Here is a 20,767-nt window from a genome sequence, read left to right on the forward strand (position 1 = left end):
TGTGAGATATCCCATTTACAAGATGCTTCCCGGTTTGTCGGGGAAATTTTACTGATATAAAAAGGCATGCCTGTGCATTGCGAAAGATTGACTTTCATTTTTTCGGCAAATAATTGGTTGAAATGAAGAAGTTTCCGCGAAATCCCCAGTTCAATTGCGTAAAAATTATTCATTTACTCACTGAAGGTGAGACTCCTATACTTTGGTGTGATAGAAAATTCTTTGGGAGTCAGGAGGGAAGGTCGGTCAGAACATTTCTTCAAAAACTTGACGGGCGAAGGGAAGATGACATCAATGAACCCCAATGATTGGTGATGGGAAAGAGGGGTTGGAGTGGTCGAAAAGAAGATTTCAGCCATAGCATATTCAATCCAGGCGGAAGTGCAATGATGAACAAATTCGGGATGTATGGCATGCTTGTGGTATTGGTGAATGGCCTGTGGCTGTTGGGCCTTCCGCGGTCTGCATTTCCCACGGTCGGCTGGGAAACGGGAGATATGGTGCTGGATTTCGGGCTGAATCTGGAATCCGGAGACCGTACGGTTTTGGTAGATAAAGTTGAGGTGGGAGAACCCTTTTTTGTTGAACTGACCTGGAAACTTAATCCGAAGCATTGTCGTTTGCATGTACAAACTTCTGAGGGGGATGGCCCGCCTTCTACTACCCTCGTCGTGGATGACGGCCTATTCAGCGGAGTTGTTTCCCATGCAGTCTTTCAACAGGTAGATGAAGTGGTGGTCACCGCTCAGGAAGGCCATCGGTGTGAAATTCTCCCGTCCCACGATGAGTTTTTGGTGGTAGCCAGAGCTCCCCGGGCTCCTGTCCCTTCCGAAAAGGGTTGGGCCAACGCTCCGATTGGCGCAGTGGTGGTGCTGTTCCGGGCCACGACATTTTATTTGCCTCACGACGTGACGATTATGCCGGGCCACAAAGTCATGTGGATTTATGCCGATGGCGCGCAAGAACCCCACAGTGTCACAAGTGGTGGGTGTCGGGTAAACGATTGCTCTGGTGGTGGGAAGCAGTTCAACAGTGGATTAAACCTTCATAAACCCGGACAGCGGTTCGAGCATGTGTTTAAGCATCCCGGTATATTTCCCTACCATTGCGACCTTCATTTAGGATCCATGCAGGGCACGGTGATTGTTAAAGACGCTCTTCCGATCCCTTAATCAACCCGCCTGCCTCTCTGCCTGCCCGAGTAAAAGCCTGCCGTTGATCCGGTTCGGTGGAAAAAAGTTTTTTCTACGGGCTGATGATGTTACAGATGAATCCTGGCACAGGCTGGTAAGAATGCTTTAGGGGGCAGCGTTGATTTTTCAGCATTTTGCGCTGAGCGATGGCTTTCCCTTAACGTATTGAGATTCCCGGCTAACAGAGAGGCGTGGAACCTTCAAGATGAGCGCGTCATGGCCTTCTCATCAACCGTTTTGAGCAGGTGTGGCGATATTTGGCATTTGCTCAGTTCAGACGGCATACATCAGAGGATGAGTGGTGTATAATTGAAGCTTTGCCGATCGGCATTCGGAATGGAAAACCCGTAAAGTTGTTCAACACGGGATGTCTGGTCGACAGGTACCCGTGCTTTGCAGAACACCCATATGTCACATCAGAACCGCTACCAAGTGCATCGAGTGATGCGTTGTTCATCACGACCGGGAATGCCCTTGTGCCAGAGGTCGTGCCTGTTTGTTGATCGCTCAGGTTCCTGTACGATGATAGGGGAACGATGTCCGTAGAACCCTTTGGTGTCCTGGAACACCTGAAAGTCCTCTCTCCGAATAATGTCTACTTCCTGGCTTCCAAGGCCTTTGTCCTTCGCGGATATGAGTATTATGCCCAAGGACGGCTCGAGTCTTATAGTTGGGACCGGACGCAGTCTATCTTGTCGGCTACGGTGCGAGGGGCGACCCAGTATCTGGTTCGGTTTGGTGTCCACAACGGGCAGCTGACCTTTTCCTGTACCTGTCCGGTGTGGACGCCTGAGTCGCATTGTAAACATGTCATTTGTGCTCTCCTGACCACAGTCAATCTCCTGCTTCCCGATACCTTCCGGATGCCCTCAACCAATTCCACTCAACGAGCGCTACTCCTGCGACAACTCATGGAACGCGCCGGGACCCCTTTGGCCTCAAAAACACCCACCCCTGCCGCTCCTCCACGGTTCGAGATTACTCTCTGCAATCACCACGGGGTGTCATCCATTCGCATTACCAACCATGGGAACATTTGCCAATCCTTTGCCGGGATGCCCACCGAGTTGGCCGTGCTGCTTCGAGCCACGCAGGATCCCGCATGGTCCGTCCAGGAAGGGTTACGGGATTTCCTGAAACATCACGGCCAGCATCATGCCTTGTTTTACGAGAATGCGGACGGACGATTTCCTTTGGAATGGGCACCGGATGCGCTGTATACCACCAAGACAGAACTGGACATTCTCGGGTCGCACGTTTCGATTGCCGCCTGTTGTTTACGCTATGGGGAGGTGCAACCGAACTCTTACGCCTGTCTGGGGTTTGCGGCTGATTTGAATGCCAAAAAGCTTGGGCCACTTGAGGATGAAGGTGGATGGGCCATATACGATCTGTTGTATGAGAACAGTCAGCGGGAACAGGTTATTGAACCTGCGGACCCGCTTAGCAGACCGTTGGCCCTGCCGGCGACATCCCACCATCGCGAAGGCCGGCTTTCATCGGAACGTCCCACCGGAATGGCAAGACCCACGTTTTCCATTCCGGTCGAACAATTTATCACCTTACAACTGGATATTCCCCTTCATGAACAAGACCGAATCCTGCGGTCGGTGTTGCTCAAGTGTGCCGGGCAGGAGGTTCCACTCACTGATCACCGCCATTCCGGAAAGGCGCCAACCTACCAGTATCGCCTCACGTTCATTCCCGAGGCCATTCCGATGGATACGTCGGTATTGGATTTGGGGACAGGGGTCCTCCGCGCGGAATGTTGGCTCGGAGAAAGTCAGGGGCGACCCAGTGTGCCTATTTTCCGGATATTTCCATTTCTTGAACGAGCCAAAACCGTCTCGAGCGGATTGAAGGCAAAGAAACGCCGTGCACTCCTTTATGACACCTTTTTCCAATTGATCGGTCATCAGAAGCCAACGGACGTCAGGAAACTGGTAAAGGCCTGCATTGCTCAGGATGAATTCCGTCCATTTAAACTGAAGGCGGAGGCCGAACAGATCCTTCAGCGATTTTCCTCGCCCGCACTTGAGCCCAGTGTGCGGCTGGTGGTTCACGATGGGCACTGGAGTGTGGTGATGAACGATTGGGCGAAAGAAGCCTTACTCTATGCCATTCCATATACGCTGTGGGGACCCTCGCTTTTCGAGGGAATGGTGGAGCATGATGAAATGAGTCTGTCGCTCACCAACCTCTATCCCCTGCTTCCCGAGCTTCATGCAAAATTGCAGGAAGTCGGCATCGGGCTCTTCTATCAAGACCAGCCCATTACCACGTCGCAGTGGGATTGTTCGATCGATGCTCGACGGGCGTCAAGCATTGATTGGTTTGAACTTCGACCGGAACTGTTGTGTGACGGGGTGCGGATCGAAGCCAAGGATATAGAAAAAATTCTTGAACGGGGTGGAATGATGGAGGCGGACGGCATCATCCGGATTGTGGATCAGAACACCCAGGCCATTTTGCGCGCGTTTGCCTTCCTCTCCAATAAGCCCAGTATGGAACACCGGGAACAAAAAGCTGTCGTTCGTGTCCCGAAACTGCAAATCCTGGATTGGGTGGCCCTGAGAAAACGGGGGGTGACCGTCATTCTCCCTCCGGCGGATGAAGCCTTGATCAACCGGTTGCTGCATTTTGAGCAGATTGAGCCTATTCCCCTTCCTCAAGTCGTGGATGCGACGGTTCGCCCGTATCAACAAGAGGGGTATCGATGGCTGGGGTTTCTCTATCAACATCGCCTGGGTGCGTGCCTGGCGGATGACATGGGATTGGGGAAGACGCTGCAAGCCATTTGTCTATTCGCCGGGATTAAAGAAGGCCTCATCACAGCACCGGAACCGATTCAAGGTCCACACCTCGTAGTGCTTCCTCCCAGCCTTTTATTTAATTGGGAACATGAAATTTCCAGATTTTATCCCTCACTGACTATACAGTCGTATACCGGGAAGGAACGCACGTCTTCATTTGCGGGAGCCGATGTGGTCCTCACGACCTACGGTCTGATCCGACGGGACATTGCGATCCTCGAAAAGATCCCATTTAATGTCATTCTGTTCGATGAAGCCCAGGCGGTCAAAAACATTGTAGCCAGAACCACCGGTGCCGCAAGACGTCTCAAAGGGTATTTTAAATGCGTGATGACCGGAACACCCTTGGAAAATCATGTGGGAGAATATTATGCCCTGATGGATTTGTGCGTGCCGGGTCTGCTGGGAGACTATGAAGAGGTCAAGGGGAAAATGAAAACGCCATCACCGGCGTTGTTAGAGACCATCATGCAGCGGAGCAGACCCTTTGTATTGCGTCGAACCAAAAGTCAAATCCTCAAAGAACTGCCACCGAAAATTGAGACGGATCTGTATCTGGAATTGACAGATCGCCAAAAGAGTTTATATCAACAGACGGTCACCAAAATTCGTTCGACCATTGCTGCCGCCTATCGAAGTCAAACACCCGCGCAGGCCCGGATCATCGCGCTGACGGCCATTCTCAAACTCCGACAGATCTGCTTGTCACCGCAATTGCTCAGTCCCGCGCATACCGAACTTTCCCCGAAACTTGAATGTCTCCTTGATCGCCTCAAGGAGCTTCTTGATGAAGGGCATAGTGCGCTGGTCTTCTCCCAATTTACGTCGTTTCTGGATATCGTCGAACAGGCTTTCGATGGGCATGAGATTCCTCATGTCCGATTGGATGGCTCCACACCGACGCCCACCCGAAAAAAACTGGTTCAGAAATTCCAGGAAGGAGCAAACCCGTCTATCTTTTTATTGAGTCTTAAAGCCGGCGGGCAAGGGCTGAATCTCACCAAAGCGTCTTATGTCTTTCACCTCGATCCCTGGTGGAATCCGGCCGTGGAAAATCAGGCGTCTGACCGTGCGCATCGCATCGGGCAAACGCAGAACGTGTCTATCATGCGGTTGCTCATGCGACATACCATCGAGGAGAAAATGATGGAATTGAAGCAGAAGAAATTGGATCTCTATCACGCTGTCCTGGAAGGGGCCACTCCTCATGGCGGCGGAGCGTCTCTCTCACAAAAAGATTTTGATTTTCTTTTGGAATGAACCGTCGTTGACCACGGGCATACATGTTTCTGACCTTATTTGTCACTACGGTGCTCGTCGCCTTGTCTGTCATGGTTCATTATGAAGTCGTCTGCCGAATTTTCATCTTCATACCCCCTGGATCCGGACGACCAAGGTTAGGCGTCATCTGGGGCATCTTATTGGCGTTGATCGCGCATATCATAGAAATTTTGATTTTTGCGGCGGGGTACTATGGTTTAATCTTCGCCAAAGAATATGGGACGTTCGTGGGGGCGTTGACTCCTGGATTTGAAGATTGTGTCTATTACTCTTTTGTCACCTATACGACTTTAGGTTTTGGCGATCTTATTCCAACCGGCCCGCTTCGCTTTCTCACCGGAATAGAATCACTGACCGGGTTGGTTCTGATTACCTGGACGGCGTCCTGCATCTACCTCCAAATGGAAACCCTTCACCGCAAGAATACTAAGTCAGGGTAAGAGAGTCGATGTCCCGCCATTTGGGAGGGCAATCTCTGCGGCTTGTCTTTTCTTCCCTATTGGGCAGGTTTTGGAAAATTTACAATGTTGTGGTTCGTAATCGGAGGGCATTGGTAATGACCGAAACCGCCCGAATCCTAAAACGTCGTGCACCACGGTATCCTTAGGCACCCAGGGGGGTGGTGTATGAACCAGAGGTACAAGCATTTCGACCAGAAAGAACCCACGTTCATCTATTTGTGGCGGAAAAAGCACCTGAGCCTCAGCGAAATGGGACGACGCCTACTGCGCAGGCATACCAGCATCCGTCGCGAACTGCGACGGAACCTCTGGTGTGGGCAGCATGATTATCCGCGGGGGGCCCAGCTGATGGCTGAAAGTCGATTCCACCAGCGCGCGAAGCGAGACCGATTCGAATCAAACGTGGTCTGAGAGTATGTGCGCAATATATTACATCGTGGCTGGACCGCGGAATTGATTGCGGATCGGCTCAAATACCAAAACCAGCTGCCCGCCGTATTTCACGAGGCCATTTCTCAATAAATTAATGTGGTTGCGCTTGAATTGATTCGCGTGTTGCCCCGCCACCACACCCCAAGTGGAAACCAAAGTGGCCGTATCGGAAGACCGGTGGGCGGATCTAGCATGAACCACCCCGGCGTCCCGTCCTCAGGGGGCAACCGCCCGACAGGTGGCATTGGAGGGCACGGTTGTTTATGAATACCGGGAATTGAGCGTATTCTCTCCTGTATGAAAACATCTTCATGACAAATTCATAGCATCTTCATATTGACCACGTATGATTAAGAAAAAGGGGAAACGCTTTGGGCTCAAATAGCTGGTGGTAGCCATGCATGCGTTTCCGGTGTTTTGAATCGGGAAGATTACGATTGCCGTGATTGCATTAAAAAGTGCGCTTGGAGAAAAATATTTTTACGGGACAGGCTATTGGCAAATTTTTTTCAAACGTGCAATCTTTCACCATTGCCACAGAGCGAAAACGCTCAACCCAAGCGAACTCCAACAGGCAGATTGCTGTGAAGAGGATGTAATAAAAGAAAAACGCGAAAAATTTCAAAACCTTAGAAATGGGTTGAGACTATCAATGACATCAGGAAGTCAAGGAATACACTTTGCAACACAACATTATCTAGTGAGACATGCATCCTGTTTTTGATCTATTTGTCATGGGCCCTTGTGATGATGGGCTTGTTGAGTCCTATGTCAGGCTGTTTTGTGGGCAGTTTGTGTCCCTCCCAAAATACATTTTCAGCAAGCCCAATGAATGGAGCAAGAAAAAACTCTGGAATAACTGAATTTCCTCTTTTTCAAGGCGGTGGTGTTCAAGGAATGCTATTTAAAGATTGCATGGCGATGACGAAGATTCGTCCCTGGCTACTTGGCATGATAATCACGGTGGCGCTGTTCTCAGTGGCGTATCCGGCACATGCCCAACGAACAACCCTCTCTTCTTCTGTACCCGAGATTCCGGAAACCATTTTTGCTGCGGGTGACATTGCAAAATGTAACGGTGACCACTCTAAGTGGGAGGAGTTAATGCAGGTGGTGGGTCTGTTACCCGAAAGCGTGGGGGAAGAGAAAGAAGAGAAGGAGCCTGCTCTCCACAAGCTTCTCGAACTCGTAGGTTGGATTGAGGAAACCGACTATCACGCGAATGCAGAAAAAACCGCCAACCTGCTTTATGGTCGAAAGGGCAGAATTCTCGCATTGGGTGATCTTGGGTATCCCCATGGGTCCTCCCGGTCATTCAATAAATGTTATGACCGGACATGGGGGCGGCTCAAGCACAGAACCTATCCGGTACCAGGCAACCATGAATACAAAACGAGGAACGCTCTGCCCTATTTCGCTTACTGGGGTCCCCGGGCCGGGGAGACGGGGAAAGGGTATTACAGTTTTGATCTGGGTGGATGGCACATCATCGCCTTAAACAGCAAATTGGAAAAGAGCCAGGATCGCGACACGATCTCAATCCAACATGCGTGGCTCCAACAGGATTTAGCGGCCACCGACGCCAATTGTATCCTCGCCTATTGGCATCACCCCGTGTTCAGCTCCGGCCGACATGGGGGATCCCAAAGGATGAAAAATATTTTGCAGACCCTCTATGCCAGTGGGGTCAGCGTGGTGCTCAAGGGTCATGACCATGATTACGAACGGTTTGCCCCCCAGAATGCCGAAGGGGACCTTGATCACGCCCGCGGCTTTCGCGCGTTTGTCGTGGGCACGGGTGGCGCTCCCTTGCACTCCCTTGAAACACGACAAAAAAATAGTGAATTCTTCCAAGCAGACACGCTTGGCGTTCTGAAACTCGAACTCTATTCCGATCGGTACAACTGGGAATTCCTGCCCGTTGGAGGAACCCCACCTTTGGACACCGGGACTGGTTCCTGTGTCTTACCCAAGAAGGGATAAATGGTTATATTGAACCAGGCAGACAGAGATGGCCGGATGTCAACTAAACCCTGGGTGTGGAGATGTGTGTAATACTTAGGCCAGGGGTACCCTTTATCGGGGTGGTCACCGCCACCATATAAATCCGCTTCAGATCAAGCGACAGGTCTTCTCGATCCCACTCCTACACCGACATCCCACTCAGGCGCCGGTCCTCCGCAACAGGGAGAACAGGGAGTCCTCCCGAACTACGGAATCACACTTAAACCAACCGACCAGGGCGTTGGCTGAGAACATTGATTGTTCTACGATTGGTTACGCAGCTGGTGAGGGTTTTTGCGGAAGAACAATTTATGGCCGCACCGAATTTCCGTGGAGTTAGAGGGAAGGCACTGTGTCCCTAACCGCAAGCTGGAACGTCCTGATCCTTGGTCTGGTCCATCGATCTGCTGTTGACTTCAGAGACGGAGATGGACACGCCACTCTTCTCCTCAACTGCCTGCTGTAAAAGTGGGATCATTTCGCTCAAGAGAGCATTATAGGTATCGGCAAAGCGTTCTTCCGTCACTTGCTCCATCGTCAACCGGGAGGCAATCTGTCGCCAGTTACCATCCACTGCTTCTTTCATCAGGTGCGATGATGGAGACGATTTTCCATTAGCCAGATCGGACCGGCTGGCCACGATGTAGTACAGCGCTTCAACCGGCCGGCGATCTTTTGTACAGGCCGCCGCCTTGAATACTCTGGTGTCCTGTTGATTGAAAATGTCAATTTCGCCAGGCTGGGCCATTAGTTGACCCGCTGTGAGGGCGCCCCCCAGCCCAATAACCGCCACAATAGAGAGAAGGTATCTGCTCATGGATCTCATGAATGTTTAAGCTCCGAATGGGGTACATAAGAGCATTGTACCAGAATGTCCAAGTCAGATCAGCGGCATCAGGTTATGCCGCAGCAACCTACATCCTCGCCTTGGTGTGCTTGCACGCGGCCCTTACGCCCAAGGCTGTGTTCCCACCCGCAACAGACCGACTCAAACGGCCGCCGTTGATAACAGAAAACCGGGACCCGTTCTTGAAGGGGCCACCCAACATGGCGGGGCACCCTCACGCAAAGGGATTTTGGTTTTCTCTTATGATGAGCGACGGGGAGCAGACATACAGAACCGTCAGCCAACTGAGATATCCCACCGGAACGACATGGCATGCCATTGAGGATATAGAACGGGTCGGGTAAAGGGGGAAACTATACCAGTCGTCATCCCCACAGGTTGGTAGCGGGGATCCATCTCTCCTCCTTTTCATTGGTTCAAATAACCGTCGGCTTGCCTGCCAAGCCTATTTGCCGAAGTCGATTCGGCTCCGAAGGCCGGGAATTCAGTCGCCGGCACGGTTTCCCCTACGGCCTGAGTCAGGGCATACAATTTCACCATTCTGTTAGAGCTTGATGGTTCGTAATCGGAGGGCATTGGTAATGACCGAAACTGAGCTAAACGTCATGGCGGTTGCCGCAATCATCGGACTCAAGAGGATGCCGAATGCCGGATAGAGAATACCGGCGGCAATGGGCACCCCGATGGCATTGTAGAAAAAGGCAAAGAAGAGATTTTGACGAATGTTGCGCATGGTCGCCTGGCTAAGTCGGCGTGCACGGGCAATGCCTCGAAGATCACCTTTGACCAGGGTAACTCCGGCGCTTTCCATGGCCACATCTGTGCCGGTCCCCATGGCAATGCCGACCTGGGCTTGAGCGAGGGCGGGTGCGTCATTGATGCCGTCTCCGGCCATGGCCACGATTTTTCCTTGTGCCTGAAATTGTTGAATGATCCGGCTTTTCTCCTCAGGCAACACTTCCGCTTTCACCTCATCAATGCCGAGCTTCTTCGCAACCGCCTGTGCGGTTTGTTGATGGTCACCGGACACCATGACCACGTGAATCCCTTCTTCATGCAACAGGCGAATGGCTTCCGACGTTGATGGTTTAATCGGGTCGGCGACTCCGATGAGTCCGGCGATCTGATTTGCGATGGCCACAAACATGACGGTTTGGCCGTCCCGGCGCAGGTCCTCGGCCTTGTCCGTCAATGGCCCGAAGGCCTCGGGCTTCACGTGATGCTCTTCCTCCAAAAACTTCCGTGTGCCGAGTGCCATGCTGTGTCCCTGAACGGTTCCGGTCACGCCTTTGCCGGTTTTCGACTGAAAGTCCTGAGCCTTCCCTAACTCCAGCCCTTTGTCTTTCGCCCCGTTCACAATGGCGGAGGCCAGAGGATGTTCGCTGTTGCGTTCCAGGCTGGCGACCAATCGCAGCAGGTCCTCTTCCGCCATATCGGAAAGGGAAATGACTGACATCAGCTTGGGTTTGCCTTCTGTGAGAGTTCCCGTTTTATCGACGACGAGGGTATCCACTTTTTCCAATTGCTCCAGGGCTTCAGCATTCTTCATGAGGACCCCGGCTGTGGCTCCTCGTCCGGTTCCCACCATAATCGACATAGGAGTGGCCAAACCTAAAGCGCAGGGACAGGCAATAATAAGAACGGCGACGGCATTGACCAGGGCATGAGCCATACGAGGCTCGGGCCCGAACATCGCCCAGATCAAAAAGGTCAGTAACGCTACTCCGACGACAATCGGGACAAAATAGCCGGCTACCAGATCGGCCATCCGTTGAATGGGGGCCCGGCTGCGTTGGGCTTCGCTGACCATGCGAACTATTTGCGCCAGGACGGTATCCCGACCCACTCGTTCAACTCGCATCACCAACGTTCCCGTGCCATTGACGGTTCCCCCGGTGACCTGAGCATCTGCCTCTTTTTCCACCGGGATCGATTCTCCGGTAATCATCGATTCATCCACGGCACTTTGACCCTCAAGGATGACTCCGTCGATTGGAATTTTTTCTCCCGGCCGGATACGAAGCTTGTCTCCTGGATGCACGGAATCCACGGGGACGTCTTCTTCCTCGCCATTCTCGCGAATTCGCCGGGCAGTTTTTGGAGCCAGGCCAAGCAAGGCTTTAATGGCGCTGCCTGTCTGGCTGCGAGCCCGTAATTCCAAAACCTGGCCCAATAGCACGAGAACGGTGATCACGGCCGCGGCTTCAAAATAGACAGCGACCTCACCGCCCTCTCCTCTGAAGGAGGCAGGAAATAATTGAGGCGCAAGCGTCGCCACGGTGCTATAGACATAGGCTGTGCCGGTTCCCAACGCAATCAGCGTAAACATGTTGAGACTGCGGTTCACGAGCGAAACCCACGCGCGCTGAAAGAACGGCCATCCACACCATAAGACCACGGGCGTGGCTAATGCCCACTGTACCCATGACATGACCGAAGGTGGCAGGATTCCCTGAATGGGTTGGCCGGGAATCATTTCGGACATGGCCAGGGAAAAAACCGGGAAGGCCAACACGAGACCAATCCAGAATCGCCGCGTCATGTCTTTGAGTTCGGGATTCTCCTCTTCTTCAAGTGTGATTTCCCTTGGTTCGAGAGCCATCCCGCATTTAGGACAGGAGCCCGGCTGGTCCTGTACCACTTCAGGATGCATGGGACAGACATATTCTGTTTTAGTGGCCGGGGCGGCTGCGATATCCGGCTCCAGCGCCATGCCACATTTGGGACAAGCCGCCGGTTTGGAAGACTCCACGCCCGGACACATCGGGCAGATGTATTTCGTCCCGGGTTTTGCCGGCTCCGCCTCCATGGACTGTGTATGTTTGCCGGTCAGATAGCCTTCCGGATCCTGGCTGAACCGGTCCAGACAGCGGGGATTGCAGAAGTAGTACATGGTGCCCGCATGCTCAAATTTACCTGCAGCGGTGAGCGGATCCACCATCATCCCACAGACCGGGTCTTTGACCTGTTCAACCTTGGCCATGCTCAGTTCCCGTCGCCGGGGTTTATCTTTTGAAATTGAGGGTTCTTGTTCCATGGTTACTGTCTTTCTGATCGAATGAAGGTATAGAGGCGGGTGCCCCTTAATTCAATGAGGAAGAAGAAATACTCATTAACCTCAGTATAGAGGATTACCTTTGTAGTGGGGAAGACAAACAGAGGTTGAAAAAATCCGAATTGATGGAGTGGCTCTTAAATGGAATTTTTCTAGGTGATGCAAAGCATAATTTGTATGTGACTCATCCTGGCTGAAATTCAGAAAAGCTGAGGTGCAGGGTTGTAGATAAAAGGCTTTGCCCTAGGCAGATCATCCGTTTGATTCTCAGAAAGGCCAAGTAAGAAAATCACATCCGTAATAAGCTTCTTTTGCCCGCCTCGAGAGCTGGGGGAAAATGAGATTGCTTGTTCGTATTCACGCCTCGGACAAAGGCGTGCATCCCTTTGTCCGAGGCATTTTCACGGCACGACTAGCGAGCCGCCCCAACAGATTGCTGGCGGGTGCCTGCGCTTTTACTCATCTTGCGGCATTCTTCCGCGCATCGACGACAGGCTTCCGCACATCGTCGACAATGTTCGTTGTCATGTTTTTCGCATTCTGCGGCGCAGGCATCACAAATGGTGGCACAGATGTCGCAGAGTTCCGCGCTAAATTCTGAATCTCTGCTCATAAAGGCCGTGCAGGACCAGCAGAGGTCTGCACAATCGATACAAAGTCTGGCACACTCCGGCATGTCACCCAAACATTGATTTGCGCAGCATTCACACTCCTCAGCACATCGCACGCAGGCGTCCACACATTGTTGGTATTGATGGGCCATGAAAATCCTCCTTTCCTGAGGCTGCCGGTCACACCCTCATTAGAAAAATAGAATACCGATTCCTGTCCACCCAAGATAACTGAGCGAATTCCCGAAGAAAACTGTCGATAACCCTTGAATAAAGTTATGGCGAGGCTATAGATGTTGTGTACTTTTGAAGAAGAGAAGCTCCAGCTACACAATCAGTTGGAGGCGGATTTCGCGGTAAAGATTTGATTAAAACCAGAGCCTTACGCCCACCACGAATCGAATTTGACTTGGATTTCCACCTTCCTCCCGCACGAGTGAGGCGGTATCTCCAAAACTTTTGTCCAAGGAGATTCCCACGTAGGGGGCAAATTCACGTCGGATTTCATAGCGCAGCCGAAACCCCAATTCAAGGTTATTCAATCCTGAACCCGTTGTGAACTTTCGTACACGTTGAATCGCGGCATTCGTCTCAAAGCGGGGCTGAAGGATCAGCCGTTGCGTGAGGGAGAGATCTTTGGTTGCGGTCAATCGTGCGGACAGGTCCCCATGTTGACTAATGAAGAGGGCGGGCTGAATTTCATAATTATACGGGACGAGTCCTTGTAGCCCGATCACCGCCAGTCCTCGCGTGACGTTCCGTCCCCGATAGGATTGTGTTTCGACGCGCCCCCCTACTTGGAAATCGTAATACTGCTGAATGAAGCGTCCGAAGAGGAGTTGTGAATCAATGTCGTAGTCGGCCTTAAATGCCGTGTCCCGCTGGCCTTCGCTTTTGAACCAGATTCGATTGTAGTCACCCCCGTACCAGCCCTCGATGTCCCACCGGTAGTCGTCATGACTTTCGTCCCCGCCAATGTTCGGCCGGTATTCAAGGACGTCGGCAAGGAAAAAACCGTGGTTCTCTTCATCCATGACAGGACTGGGCCAGTCCTGTTGTTGGAATACAGGTGATCCCGTGTCCGACATTTCTCTGAATATCCCGGATCGGGTGTCAGTCTGACCTTCTGGCTGTATCGCTTGGGGGTGGGATTTGTGTTTATGAGTGGACGTAGATTCGTCGGGGATGGATTGGGCAAAGATAACTGACGAATTGAAATCCCAAATAAGGAGACTGATGATCATGAGTGAAAGGATGCATCGATAAATTTTCCTCATGCACGCCCCGTAGGGTCCCCGGCGGAAACCTCGACGACGCGGAACATGCCCGCTTCCATATGGAAGAGCAGATGGCAATGAAACGCCCAACGTCCGGGAGCGTCCGCCGTGATGGCAACCGAAACTCGCTCGGCCGGTTTCACGATGACGGTGTGTTTGCGGGGCAGGAATGCCCCTGCTCCGTTCTCAAGGTGCATCCACATCCCGTGCAAGTGAAGGGGATGCTCCATCATCGTATCGTTGACGAAGGTGAAGCGCAGCCGTTCGCCGTGACGAAAGAAAATGGGCTCCTTGGCTTCTGAATATTTTTTGCCGTCGAATGACCACATGTAACGCTCCATGTGGCCCGTGAGGTGGAGCTCAATTTCGCGCCCGGGCTCCCGCTGGTCCGGGTAGGGCGCAAGACTTTTCAAGTCGGTGTAAACCAGCACCCGTGTGCCGGTATTCTCCAGCCCGATGCCAGGCTCATCCAGCTGTTGACGCGAAAATTCGGCGACGGATTGATTGCCGGTACCATGATGACCGGGAGCATGTTTTACGGGCGTGCTGCCGGGAATCATCGAATGGCGCGATGCATTCCCCGCATGACCTGACATTTCGTGGCTGTCATGATTGTTTAACGTGGCATGGTTTCGGGGCTCGTCCATTCCCGAGTGTTCGGAATGAAGGTTGCCGTGCTGATCATGTTTGTTCATGTCGGCCATGTCCATGCCGTCCATGTCCATGCCGTCCATGTGCATGCCCATGGCAGCCATGGTCCGGAGCGGCCGCGGACGACGGTCGGGGAGTGGGGCGGTCATTCCTATGCGCGGGGCCAGTGTGCCGCGCGCGTACCCGCTGCGATCCATCGTTTCGGCAAAGATGGTATAGGCCCGATCCTCCATGGGTTGGACGATTACATCGTAGGTTTCTGCCGGTCCGATACGAAATTCATCCACCGCCACAGGCTGCACGTTTTGGCCGTCCGCCTGAACGACGGTCATGGTAAGTCCAGGCAGACGTACGTCATAAAATGTCATAGCGGTGGCGGCGATGAAGCGCAATCGCACCCGTTCGCCGGGCCTAAACAATCCGGTCCAATTTTGGTCAGGTGCCAATCCATTCATTAAATAGGTATAGGTATACGCGGTGACGTCCGCGAAGTCCGTGGGGTCCATCCGCATCCGGTCCCACATCAGATAGTTCTGCAATGCCGGCCCCAATCCCATTCGTGACACATCGGAAAAGAACTCGGGAGCGGCGCGCTTCTGGAAATTATAGTAATCACTTTGTTTTTTGAGATTGGCAAAAACCGATTCCGGCGACTCGAAGGTCCAATCCGAGAGCACCACCACATAATCTCGATCGTAGTGAAACGGCTCCGGCTCAATCGGATCGATGATGAGCGGTCCGTACACACCCGATTGTTCCTGGAAGCCGGAATGACTGTGGTACCAATAGGTTCCGCTTTGTCGGATGGGATAGCGGTAGCTGAAGGTTGAGGCAGGCTTAATGCCGCCGAAACTGACGCCAGGCACACCGTCCATGTTTGGCGGAAGAAGCAATCCATGCCAGTGAATGGAGGTATCTTCCATTAACCGGTTCGTGACATTGAGTGTCACATTGTCCCCTTCCTGCAAACGAATTAAAGGACCGGGTAACGTGCCGTTAATGGTCTTGGCTATTCCGGTCAATTCTCCGATTTGAAACGGAGATTCGGCAATGCGTAAATCAATGGTCTTTCCGTGTAGTTTTGAAGAAAATCCCGCTTCTGCCATAGTTGTGCCGGCCAGAACATAGGAAGGAAGGAGGCGACCCAAAGCCGCCATGATTCCCAGCGCACCGACCCCTTTCAATAACCAGCGACGCGTCATACGAGTGTCTTGACCATCCCTGTTTATGCTCATGGTTGAACTTTCATTTTATTCCGGCCATAGAATGGAACTATGACGAGTTGGTGTATTTTTGACATGGTCCCGTATCATAAAATTTCAATGGTCTCATTGTAATTGCCTCTTACGCCAGATGAAATAGATGGCGGGGATGACCAACAGTGTGAGCACGGTTGCCGTGACCATTCCGCCGATCATGGGCGCCGCGATGCGTTTCATCATATCGGCACCCGTTCCTTGTGACCACATGATGGGGAGCAAACCCAGGATGATGGCCGAGGCGGTCATGATTTTCGGGCGGACTCGTAAGACGGCACCTTCGATGATGGCATCACGAAGGTCCGCCAACGAGTGCAGTCGATTCTCCCGTTGCCGGCGGGAGCAAGCCTCGTCCAAAAACATCACCATGATTACCCCCGTTTCTGCGGCCACTCCTGCCAAGGCGATCAGTCCGACCCACACGGCAATGCTGAGAGGATAGTTCAGGACATCCACATACCAGATAGCCCCGACCAGGGAGAACGGCACCGAGAGCAATACAAGCAGACATCGGGGGATGGAATGAAAGTTGAGATACAGAAGGAGGAATATGAGAAACAACGTGAGGGGAATCACCATCTTGAGTTTTTCTTGTGCCCGTTCCAGATACTGATATTGACCCGCCCATTGTAAGGTATACCCGGATGGAAGGGTGATGTGCTTCTGAACCAGGTCTTTGGCCTTGTGAACATAGGTGCCGAGATCCTCGCCTGCAATATCCACAAACACCATACTCGCTAATGATCCATTTTCATCTCGCACAGAAGGCGGACCCGTGGTGGTGGAAATGTGAGAAAGTTGGGCGAGGGGGATCTGTTCGCCGTGTGGCGTACTGACAAGCACGCGCTTGAGCGCTTCCACATCCTGTCGCAGATCCCGTGGGTATCGAACATTAATCGGATAGCGTTCACGGCCTTCCACGGTCCATGCAATATTCTTCCCGCCAATTGCGGATTCAATGACATCCTGCACGTCCCCAACGGTGAGGCCATAACGGGCAGCGGCGTTGCGGTTCACGTCGATATCGACATAGTACCCTCCCGTGACCCGTTCGGCGTAGGCATTCCGGGTGCCCTGAAGTGTGTGAAGCAGGCTTTCAATGTGTAGCCCGATTCGTTCCAGTCCTTCTAATTTGGGCCCCAGGATTCTTATGCCTACACTGCTGCGAATGCCGGTGGCGAGCATTTCGGTTCGTGTTTGAATCGGCATCCACCAAATATTCGGCATGCCCGGCAATTTCACTTTTTTGTCCATTTCGGTAATGAGCGTGTCCCACGTCATGCCGGGCCGCCAATCTTCTTGAGGCTTCAAGGTCACAATGGTCTCGCCCATATGCAAGGGTGCCGGATCGGTTGCGGTGCGCGCCCGCCCCATTTTGCCCATCACTTGATCCACTTCCGGGAATTCTTTTAATAGCCGGTCTTGTGTTTGGAGGATGGTGGAGGCTTGTTTGATGGACATGCCCGGTATGCTGGTGGGCATATACAGAATCGTGCCTTCGTTCAGGGGAGGCATAAATTCAGAGCCTAACTGTTGGTAGACGGGAACGACGACGATCATTCCGAGTATGGCTAGGCCGACGACCAGCCAGCGGGCTTTCAGAACACCTTTCAGAAGAGGGGCATAGATCCATACAAGAAACCGGTTCAGCGGGTTTCGTCGTTCAGCCATCATCCGGCCGCGAATGAACCATTTCATCAAGAGGGGGGCCAACCCGATGGACAACAACGCCGCAAAAAACATGGCGAATGTTTTGGTGTAGGCCAGCGGCTTGAACAGACGGCCTTCCTGCGCTTCTAATGTAAAGATGGGCAGAAACGAGACGGTGATGATGAGCAATGAAAAGAAGAGGGGCTTGCCGACTTCCCGGGCGGCTTGAATAATGACGTCATCCCGTGAGCCTGAACGTCCTCCTTGTTCCCATTCCTCCAAACGACGGTGCGCGTTTTCTACCATGACAATGACCGCATCGACCATGGTTCCGATGGCGATGGCGATGCCGGAGAGTGCCATGATGTTCGAGGAGATGCCAAGAAAATACATCGCAATAAATGACAGGAGAATCGCGACGGGTAGTAAGAGGACGGGAACCAGCGCGGAGCGAACGTGAAATAAAAAAAGAAAGCTAATCACGCTTACGACGATGGTGATTTCCAATACTTTTTCTTTGAGCGTGGCGATGGCCCGAAGAATTAATTCTGAGCGATCATACACCGGAACGATTCGGATGCCTTCGGGAATAGAGGGCGTGATGGTGGCTATGCGTTCTTTGACCCGTTGAATGACGTCAAGCGCATTTTCGCCATAACGCATGATCACGATGCCACCGACGGTTTCTCCTTGTCCATTTAATTCAGCAATGCCACGTCTGAGATCCGGCCCGAACGTCACGGTCGCGATATCGTGAACGGTAATGGGCGTCCCCTTTCCGTCCGTTCCGACTGGAATGGTTCGAAGATCGTCAAGCGATTGGATGTAGCCGCGGCCCCGTACCATATATTCCCGTTCACTGGCCTCAATGACCCGCCCTCCTACTTCATTGTTACTGCGTCGGACAGCCTGAATGACCTGGGGAAGGCCGATACCATATCCCTGTAATTTCACGGGATCGACCTGGACTTGATACTGTTTCACGAACCCGCCGATGGTCGCCACTTCCGCCACGCCGGGCACACTTTGCAACCAATAACGCAAGTACCAATCTTGAAACGATCGAAGATCGGCCAAACTATGGTTTCCGCTTTCGTCCACCAGCGCATATTGATAGACCCACCCGACCCCTGTCGCATCCGGTCCTAAGGTTGGAGCGATCCCTTCCGGCAGTTTTCCTACAAGCCCCTGCAGGTATTCCACCACCCGGCTTCGGGCCCAATACATATCGGTTCCGTCCTGAAACACAATATAGACAAAGGACAAACCCAGAAACGATTGGCCTCGAACATATTTGATGCGTGGTGCGCCCAGCATCGAGGTGACAATGGGATAGGTGATTTGATCCTCAATCAAATCCGGACTTCGGCCAGGCCACTCCGTCATGACGATCACTTGCACATCGGATAGATCGGGCAGGGCATCCAGGGGCGTGTGATAGACGGCCCAGATTCCCCAGCCCATCAGAAACAGGGTGAGGATGCCCACTAAAAACCCGTTGCGGGCGCTCCAGTCGATGATGCGTTCAATCATGTTGGATCACTCACATTCCGGACATTCCCGGCATCCCGGACATTCCTCCGCCTCCGGCAACCACCGAAAACGTTTTCCGAACATCGGGCTGCCCTGCACGTTGAATCAGGATCGTCAAATCCCATTGGCCCGCCATGCCAAGATTGACCGTGGCTTCATAGGTGCCTTCCGCTTTTGCTGTCATCGGAACCGTAGCCGGGAGCATGCCCGGCATCGGCATGGTGAAGGTGAGTTGAACCTGCGCAGGGGAGACCGGTGTGCCTTGTTGATTGGAGACCGTCACCTGTATCCGGTTTTGCCCTATGTGTACGGGCGAGGGATGGGTTGTAAAGCCCAGCGTGAGGTCACCGGCTCTCTTCTTACTCGTTCCTGTCGGTATCTTGTTCGTCGGCGGCATTCCTGATTCTGGCATGGCCTTATCCATTCCCATATCCATCTTGCCCATCTGCGCCTGCTCCATTTTGATTCCTCCCATCCCCAGCGCGCCCATCATGTTCGAACTCGCCATGAGCTTGCTTTCCGAATCCAGGAGAAACGTGCCGGACGTGGCGATCCGCTCGTCCAAGGCCAGACCTTCGACGATTTCATAGTAGCCGCCTACTTTCGGGCCAAGGGTCACTTGCCGTGGTTCAAACATGCCCTCTCCCCGGACCACATAGACGACCTGTTGGGTCCCGGAATTGAGCACCGCTTCCTCAGGAACAGCAAGCTTGCTTCCGCGATTCACCTGAATCTGAACGGTCCCATACATGTCCGGTTTCAGTCGCAGCTTCGGATTTTTGAACACCAGCCGAACGGTATTGGTGCGGGCCTCCCGGTTGAGGTATGGATAGATAAAGGTAATTTCTCCTCGAAAGGTTTCTCCAGGATAGGCCGCCAGGGTCAGGATTCCCTCTTGCCCCACTTGGACAAAGGGCATTTCATACTCAAAGACTTCCGCCTCCACCCATACGGTAGAAAGGTCAGCAATGGCATAGAGGGTCATCTCGGGTTTCACCAACGTGCCTTTAAAGACCTGCTTGTCAATCACGTATCCGGCGACAGGGGAATAAATCGTGACATAGGTCTGCGGCTTTCCACGACGCGCCAACTCATCGATCTGTGCATCCGTCAATGTCCAATGTCGAAGACGGTCGCGCGCAGACTGGACCATTTGAGCCGTCTGATCCCGGGCTTCGAGAAGAGGGCTATTCTGAATTTGCTCATAGGCTTTCGTGGCAAGCAGATATTCTTCCTGCGCCGACACGAGTTCCTGGCTGTAGAGGGTGAACAAGGGCTGACCTTTTCGAACATGTTGGCCTGTGGTATCCACAAAGAGATCCTCCACCCAACCCGAAATGCGAAGATTAATGTGGGTGAGACGTTGCTCGTCATAGGCCACTTTTCCCACGGCACGGATCTCTGTCTGGAGCGGGCGCATGCTGACCAACTCTGTGGTGACTCCCATCAGTTGTTGCTGTGCCGGAGTCACCATGGCATAGGCCTGGCGGGTTTCCATCTCCATGGAAGAACGGTCGCTCATGGTATCCATGTCCGGCATGGGTTGTTCGGTATGCGTGGCATCGTTCGTGGTCTGTCCCATTGATTGAAAGAGGGGCCACCAGGATTCTTTGAAAAAGAACAGGCCTGCTACCAGGATACAGAGCACAACTCCGAGGGTGATCCAGTGTGGTCGTGATGGGTGCGTGAGCATCGTGCGT

14 protein-coding genes are annotated in these 20,767 nt (G+C 52.8%); 7 read left to right on the plus strand and 7 right to left on the minus strand.

Annotation, left to right across the window (positions count from 1 at the left end):
• The first annotated feature begins 386 nt into the window (after window positions 1–386).
• The 6 genes from ACTRXD_RS17380 (at window position 387) to ACTRXD_RS17405 (ending at window position 8,163) form a co-directional block, all read left to right on the plus strand.
• Complete coding sequence (locus ACTRXD_RS17380) at window positions 387–1,172, plus strand: cupredoxin domain-containing protein (RefSeq protein WP_442433045.1); 786 nt, start codon at window positions 387–389, stop codon at window positions 1,170–1,172.
• Between the two features lie 557 nt (window positions 1,173–1,729).
• Window positions 1,730–5,266 carry a DEAD/DEAH box helicase gene (locus tag ACTRXD_RS17385; protein WP_442433046.1) on the plus strand — a complete coding sequence of 1,179 codons (3,537 nt, stop codon included), beginning with the start codon at window positions 1,730–1,732 and terminating at the stop codon, window positions 5,264–5,266.
• Between the two features lie 23 nt (window positions 5,267–5,289).
• Window positions 5,290–5,727, plus strand: a complete 438-nt coding sequence (locus ACTRXD_RS17390; RefSeq protein WP_442433047.1) for an ion channel — start codon at window positions 5,290–5,292, stop codon at window positions 5,725–5,727.
• A 186-nt stretch (window positions 5,728–5,913) separates the two neighbouring features.
• The gene (locus tag ACTRXD_RS17395) at window positions 5,914–6,159 is read left to right on the plus strand and encodes a helix-turn-helix domain-containing protein (RefSeq protein WP_442433048.1); all 246 of its coding nucleotides are present in this window, start codon (window positions 5,914–5,916) and stop codon (window positions 6,157–6,159) included.
• Window positions 6,160–6,622: 463 nt separating this feature from the next.
• On the plus strand, window positions 6,623–6,904 hold the full coding sequence (locus tag ACTRXD_RS17400) for a hypothetical protein (protein ID WP_442433049.1): 282 nt from the start codon (window positions 6,623–6,625) through the stop codon (window positions 6,902–6,904).
• 197 nt (window positions 6,905–7,101) lie between these two features.
• Entirely contained in the window at window positions 7,102–8,163 is a 1,062-nt protein-coding gene (locus tag ACTRXD_RS17405) for a metallophosphoesterase family protein (RefSeq protein WP_442433050.1), read from the plus strand.
• Window positions 8,164–8,542: 379 nt separating this feature from the next.
• Here ACTRXD_RS17405 and ACTRXD_RS17410 read toward each other — a convergent pair whose 3' ends face one another.
• Window positions 8,543–9,001: a hypothetical protein gene (locus ACTRXD_RS17410; protein ID WP_442433051.1), complete on the minus strand. Its 459-nt coding sequence runs from the start codon at window positions 8,999–9,001 to the stop codon at window positions 8,543–8,545.
• A gap of 11 nt (window positions 9,002–9,012) precedes the next feature.
• Here ACTRXD_RS17410 and ACTRXD_RS17415 point away from each other — a divergent pair, with 11 nt between their 5' ends.
• On the plus strand, window positions 9,013–9,375 hold the full coding sequence (locus ACTRXD_RS17415) for a hypothetical protein (protein ID WP_442433052.1): 363 nt from the start codon (window positions 9,013–9,015) through the stop codon (window positions 9,373–9,375).
• A gap of 200 nt (window positions 9,376–9,575) precedes the next feature.
• Here ACTRXD_RS17415 and ACTRXD_RS17420 read toward each other — a convergent pair whose 3' ends face one another.
• The 6 genes from ACTRXD_RS17420 to ACTRXD_RS17445 form a co-directional block, all read right to left on the minus strand.
• A complete protein-coding gene (locus ACTRXD_RS17420; protein WP_442433435.1) occupies window positions 9,576–12,014 on the minus strand; it encodes a heavy metal translocating P-type ATPase in 2,439 nt (812 codons plus the stop codon).
• 484 nt (window positions 12,015–12,498) lie between these two features.
• Window positions 12,499–12,849 carry a four-helix bundle copper-binding protein gene (locus ACTRXD_RS17425; protein WP_442433053.1) on the minus strand — a complete coding sequence of 117 codons (351 nt, stop codon included), beginning with the start codon at window positions 12,847–12,849 and terminating at the stop codon, window positions 12,499–12,501.
• Window positions 12,850–13,065: 216 nt separating this feature from the next.
• Entirely contained in the window at window positions 13,066–13,974 is a 909-nt protein-coding gene (locus ACTRXD_RS17430; protein WP_442433054.1) for a copper resistance protein B, read from the minus strand.
• Window positions 13,971–15,860 carry a copper resistance system multicopper oxidase gene (locus tag ACTRXD_RS17435; RefSeq protein WP_442433055.1) on the minus strand — a complete coding sequence of 630 codons (1,890 nt, stop codon included), beginning with the start codon at window positions 15,858–15,860 and terminating at the stop codon, window positions 13,971–13,973. The genes ACTRXD_RS17430 and ACTRXD_RS17435 overlap by 4 nt, the downstream gene beginning before the upstream one ends.
• Before the next feature lie 93 nt (window positions 15,861–15,953).
• A complete protein-coding gene (locus ACTRXD_RS17440; RefSeq protein WP_442433056.1) occupies window positions 15,954–19,067 on the minus strand; it encodes an efflux RND transporter permease subunit in 3,114 nt (1,037 codons plus the stop codon).
• Between the two features lie 10 nt (window positions 19,068–19,077).
• Window positions 19,078–20,760, minus strand: a complete 1,683-nt coding sequence (locus ACTRXD_RS17445; RefSeq protein WP_442433057.1) for a FixH family protein — start codon at window positions 20,758–20,760, stop codon at window positions 19,078–19,080.
• Window positions 20,761–20,767 lie beyond the last annotated feature (7 nt).

The organism is Nitrospira sp. T9, assembly GCF_052156535.1.
In the GTDB taxonomy this organism is placed as follows: domain Bacteria; phylum Nitrospirota; class Nitrospiria; order Nitrospirales; family UBA8639; genus Nitrospira_E.

What these genes read in the sequence shown, in the direction of transcription:
- ACTRXD_RS17380 (WP_442433045.1), top strand. Translation starts at nt 387, where the DNA reads ATGATGAACAAATTCGGGATGTATGGCATGCTTGTGGTATTGGTGAAT.
- ACTRXD_RS17385 (WP_442433046.1), top strand. Translation starts at nt 1,730, where the DNA reads ATGTCCGTAGAACCCTTTGGTGTCCTGGAACACCTGAAAGTCCTCTCT.
- ACTRXD_RS17390 (WP_442433047.1), top strand. Translation starts at nt 5,290, where the DNA reads ATGTTTCTGACCTTATTTGTCACTACGGTGCTCGTCGCCTTGTCTGTC.
- ACTRXD_RS17395 (WP_442433048.1), top strand. Translation starts at nt 5,914, where the DNA reads ATGAACCAGAGGTACAAGCATTTCGACCAGAAAGAACCCACGTTCATC.
- ACTRXD_RS17405 (WP_442433050.1), top strand. Translation starts at nt 7,102, where the DNA reads ATGACGAAGATTCGTCCCTGGCTACTTGGCATGATAATCACGGTGGCG.
- ACTRXD_RS17410 (WP_442433051.1), bottom strand. Translation starts at nt 9,001, where the DNA reads ATGAGCAGATACCTTCTCTCTATTGTGGCGGTTATTGGGCTGGGGGGC.
- ACTRXD_RS17415 (WP_442433052.1), top strand. Translation starts at nt 9,013, where the DNA reads ATGTTTAAGCTCCGAATGGGGTACATAAGAGCATTGTACCAGAATGTC.
- ACTRXD_RS17420 (WP_442433435.1), bottom strand. Translation starts at nt 12,014, where the DNA reads ATGGCCAAGGTTGAACAGGTCAAAGACCCGGTCTGTGGGATGATGGTG.
- ACTRXD_RS17425 (WP_442433053.1), bottom strand. Translation starts at nt 12,849, where the DNA reads ATGGCCCATCAATACCAACAATGTGTGGACGCCTGCGTGCGATGTGCT.
- ACTRXD_RS17430 (WP_442433054.1), bottom strand. Translation starts at nt 13,974, where the DNA reads ATGAGGAAAATTTATCGATGCATCCTTTCACTCATGATCATCAGTCTC.
- ACTRXD_RS17435 (WP_442433055.1), bottom strand. Translation starts at nt 15,860, where the DNA reads ATGAGCATAAACAGGGATGGTCAAGACACTCGTATGACGCGTCGCTGG.
- ACTRXD_RS17440 (WP_442433056.1), bottom strand. Translation starts at nt 19,067, where the DNA reads ATGATTGAACGCATCATCGACTGGAGCGCCCGCAACGGGTTTTTAGTG.
- ACTRXD_RS17445 (WP_442433057.1), bottom strand. Translation starts at nt 20,760, where the DNA reads ATGCTCACGCACCCATCACGACCACACTGGATCACCCTCGGAGTTGTG.